The 3,940-nt window shown below is 66.0% G+C and carries 5 protein-coding genes; 3 read left to right on the plus strand and 2 right to left on the minus strand.

Annotation, left to right across the window (positions count from 1 at the left end):
- Positions 1 to 279, plus strand: a 279-nt coding sequence (locus ENN83_RS07975; RefSeq protein ID WP_287185794.1) for an NUDIX domain-containing protein, incomplete at its 5' end; no start/stop codon positions are given.
- A gap of 12 nt (positions 280 to 291) precedes the next feature.
- On the opposite strand, the gene ENN83_RS07980 is transcribed toward ENN83_RS07975, so the two are convergent.
- Entirely contained in the window at positions 292 to 1,572 is a 1,281-nt protein-coding gene (locus tag ENN83_RS07980; RefSeq protein WP_287185796.1) for a PP2C family protein-serine/threonine phosphatase, read from the minus strand.
- A 121-nt stretch (positions 1,573 to 1,693) separates the two neighbouring features.
- Here ENN83_RS07980 and ENN83_RS07985 point away from each other — a divergent pair, with 121 nt between their 5' ends.
- Positions 1,694 to 2,044: an Hpt domain-containing protein gene (locus ENN83_RS07985; protein WP_287185797.1), complete on the plus strand. Its 351-nt coding sequence runs from the start codon at positions 1,694 to 1,696 to the stop codon at positions 2,042 to 2,044.
- On the opposite strand, the gene ilvA is transcribed toward ENN83_RS07985, so the two are convergent.
- The gene (ilvA, locus tag ENN83_RS07990; RefSeq protein WP_287185799.1) at positions 2,041 to 3,288 is read right to left on the minus strand and encodes a threonine ammonia-lyase IlvA; all 1,248 of its coding nucleotides are present in this window, start codon (positions 3,286 to 3,288) and stop codon (positions 2,041 to 2,043) included. The two genes, ENN83_RS07985 and ilvA, sit on opposite strands and share 4 nt — an antisense overlap.
- A gap of 110 nt (positions 3,289 to 3,398) precedes the next feature.
- Between ilvA and ENN83_RS07995 the strand changes: the two genes are divergently transcribed.
- On the plus strand, positions 3,399 to 3,940 hold a 542-nt coding region (locus ENN83_RS07995), incomplete at its 3' end, for an argininosuccinate synthase domain-containing protein (RefSeq protein WP_287185801.1).

Here is a 3,940-nt window from a genome sequence, read left to right on the forward strand (position 1 = left end):
CTGTCGGCGCTGCATCGCGAGGTGTTCGAGGAAACCGGCTGGCGGATCGACGTGACGCGGCGGCTGGGGGCGTTCCGGCGGTTCACCTACATGCCGGAATATGACCTCTGGGCGGAAAAGCTGTGCGCCATCTATCTGGCCCGTCCGGTCCGCGCCCATGGCGCCCCGCGCGAGCCGGGCCATAGCGCGCTGTGGATGTCGCCCGAAGCGGCGTTGCGGGAACTGGGCAATGCGGGCGACCGCCATTTCGTGGCGCGCTTTCTGGGGGTCGCGCGCTAGGGGAACCTCGGCCTAGCCGAACTCGAACAGGACTGCCGAGACGTCGTCGGGCAGGTCCGGGCTGCCGGCAAAGGCGATCAGTTCGGTCATCACGACTTCGAGGAAGGACTCGCCCCGCATGGCGGCGTTGCGCGCCATCAGGGCGCAGAGCCCCTCGTCGCCGAGTTGATCGCCCGACGGGGACGGGCATTCGGTGATGCCATCCGAGGCCATGAGGATGCGGTCGCCGGGGTGAAGGCGGGCTTCGTCCACCTCGTAGCGCGCGCCCGGGATCAGACCCACGGGCAAGCCGCCCGAGCCGATGAACTCCACCCGGCCATCGGCCCGCTGGATCGCCGGATAGGGATGGCCCGCCTGAACGAATCGCATGACCCCGCTGTCGAGCGAGACCACGGCCAGCAGGATGGTGAGGTAATGCTCGGTCTCCAGCTCTTCATGGAAGAGCCGGTTCAGATGTTCCACGACCTCTTCGGGCGGGCGGACATGGATGGCGCCATCGGCATCGGATTCCAGCGCGATGTTCTGTTCGGCCGAGGCCGAGGACAGCAGCCCGGCAAGCCGCGCCGTGATCATCGCCGAGCTTATCCCGTGGCCCGAGACATCGACCGAAAACAGGCCGACCTGCCCATCGCCCGCGGGAAAGAAGCCGACGAGATCGCCGCCGACATGGCCGCAGGGACGCAACAGCAGCGAAACCTCGGACCCGCCGAAGCGGCGCGAGCGGTCGCGCAACAGCGATTGTTGCAGCTTGCGCGCCTCGACCAGGTCGCGGTCGACGGCGTCATAGAGACTGCGCAACTCGCCAAGCGTCGCGCTGAGCAATCTGTTCCTTTCGCGCAACTGGTTTTCCATGTGCAGGATGCGTTCGCCCGAGGCGATTCGCGCCCGAAGCTCGTTGGCGTTCACGGGCTTGGTCAGGAATTCGTCGGCGCCGACATCAAGGCCGTGGACCATCTCTCCGGTCTCGGATTTCGAGGTCAGCAGGATGAAATAGCCATAGCTGTCACGCGGCAGGGCACGGAAGGCACGGCAGAATTCCGGCCCGTTCATGCCGGGCATCATCCAGTCGCTGATGATCAGGTCCACCGGCCGGTCGCCACAGATCTCCAGCGCCTCTTCAGCCGAGCCGCATTCCTCGACCGCATAGCCCCAGCGTTCCAGCGAGGCGCGCAGGATGCGCCGTTGCAGGCGGCTGTCATCGACCAGCAGGACCAGCCGCACCAGCGAGGGCGATTTCTGCGGAAAATGGGGCTTTTCGATCGCGATGGCCACGGGCATCCCTGTGCTGTTCATCGGTCGCAATAGCGCACAGGGGCTTAACGGGCCGTGAAAGATCGTTTTCGACCTTTTTTTCGCCTTGAGGCTCATTCACCGTTAAGCTGCCGCCCCTAGCCTGACCAGACGCGGCGGGGGCGTGGCGGAGGTGACGATTGCAATGATCGACTGGAAAAGGGTGGAGGAACTGCGCAGCGAAGTCGGGGAGGATGCCTTTGACGAAGTGCTGGATCTGTTCCTGGAAGAGGTGGACGAGGTGATGACCCGGCTGCGCGACGCGCCGGATCCCGCCTGCCTTCCGTCGGACCTGCATTTCGTGCGCGGTTCGGCGCTGAATCTCGGGCTCAAGGAGTTCTGCGCGATCTGCCGGGGTCTGGAACACCAGCTGGCGCAGGGCGAAGCGATCGAGCTTTCGGCGCTGCTCGACAGCTATGCCGAATCCCGCGGGCTGCTGATGGCGGCGGGCAAGGCCCGGTCGCGGGTCGCCTAGATCAGGAATTCCGACAGCACCACATCGTCGGTGATGTCGCGATGCACGAGGCCCCGCTCGCCCATCCGGGCGAACAGCGCGGGGAAATTCTCGGCCCGCGATGTCTCGATCCCGATCAGCACCGTGCCGAAGTTCCGGGCCGATTTCTTGAGATATTCGAACCGCGCGATGTCATCCTCCGGCCCCAGAAGGTCGAGAAAATCGTGCAGCGCGCCGGGGCGCTGCGGCAGGCGCAGGATGAAATACTTCTTCACGCCCGAATAGCGCTGGGCGCGTTCCTTGACCTCGGGCAGCCGCTCGAAATCGAAATTCCCGCCCGACGTGACGCAGACGACCCGCTTGCCCGCGATCTGATCGGCCAGCACGGGCAGCACATCGACGGCCAGCGCACCGGCGGGTTCCAGCACGATCCCCTCGACATTCAGCATCTCGAGCATGGTGGCGCAGATCCGGTCCTCGGGCGCGGCCAGAACGTCGCCCGCGTCGATCCCGCCAAGCACGCCGAAGGTCCTTGTCCCGATCCGCGCGACCGCGGCGCCATCGACGAAGGTATCGACACGGGGCAGCGTCACCGGCGCCCCGGCGGCCACCGCCGCAGCCAGCGACATGCCGCCTGCGGGTTCGACGAATTTGACGCGCGTTCCGGGCGCCACCTCGCGCAGGGCCGAGACGACGCCCGCAGCAAGCCCGCCGCCGCCCACCGGCAGGATCACCAGATCAGGTGCGCCGTCCAGCGCGTCGAGGATCTCGACCGCGACGGATGCCTGCCCCTCGATCACGTCCTCGTCGTCGAAGGGCGAAAGGAAATGCCCGCCCGCCTCGGCGCACCAGGCCTGGGCCGCGGCCAGCGTGTCGTCGAAATAATCGCCGGTCAGCCGGATCTCGATATTCTCGCCGCCAAAGGTGCGGGTCTTGTCGATCTTCTGCCGCGGCGTGGTAACCGGCATGAAGACGACCCCCTGCACCCCGAAATGGCGGCAGGCAAAGGCGACGCCCTGGGCATGGTTGCCCGCGCTCGCGCAGACGAAAACGCGCTGATCGGGCCGGGTGGCCAGAACCTTGCGCATCGCGTTGAACGCGCCACGGATCTTGTAGGAGCGCACGGGCGTCAGATCCTCGCGTTTGAGCAGGATCTCGGCGCCATAGCGTTCCGAGAGATGGACGTTGCCCTGCAGAGGCGTCGGCGGGAACAGCTCGCGCAGGGCCGATTCGGCGGCACGGGCCTTCGTGAAGAAATCGCTCATGCACTTTTCTGGCGCGACGGGTGGGCCGAATGCAAGCCCCGGGCCGCCCTTGCCCCTTTGACCGAAACGCAATAAACGCCGCCGGGATTTCCCTCAACGGAGTTCTCCGCATGTCCTCGCCCAAGAAAGTCGTCCTGGCCTATTCCGGCGGCCTCGACACCTCGATCATCCTGAAATGGCTGCAGACGACCTATGGCTGCGAGGTCGTGACCTTTACCGCCGACCTGGGCCAGGGCGAGGAACTGGAACCGGCCCGCACCAAGGCCGAGATGATGGGCGCCAGCGCGATCTATATCGAGGACCTGCGCGAGGAATTCGTGCGCGACTTCGTCTTCCCGATGTTCCGGGCGAACGCGCTTTACGAGGGGCTCTACCTGCTGGGCACCTCCATCGCGCGGCCGCTGATCTCCAAGCGGCTGATCGAGATCGCGGCGGAAACCGGCGCCGATGCCGTGGCCCATGGCGCGACCGGCAAGGGCAACGACCAGGTGCGGTTCGAGCTTTCCGCCTACGCGCTGAACCCCGAGATCAAGGTGATCGCGCCCTGGCGGGAATGGGACCTGACCAGCCGCACGAAACTGATCGACTTCGCCGAGAAGAACCAGATTCCGATCGCCAGGGACAAGCGCGGCGAGGCGCCGTTCTCGGTCGA

It is taken from the genome of Rhodovulum sp., assembly GCF_011048875.1.
GTDB classification, from domain to species: domain Bacteria; phylum Pseudomonadota; class Alphaproteobacteria; order Rhodobacterales; family Rhodobacteraceae; genus Rhodovulum; species Rhodovulum tesquicola.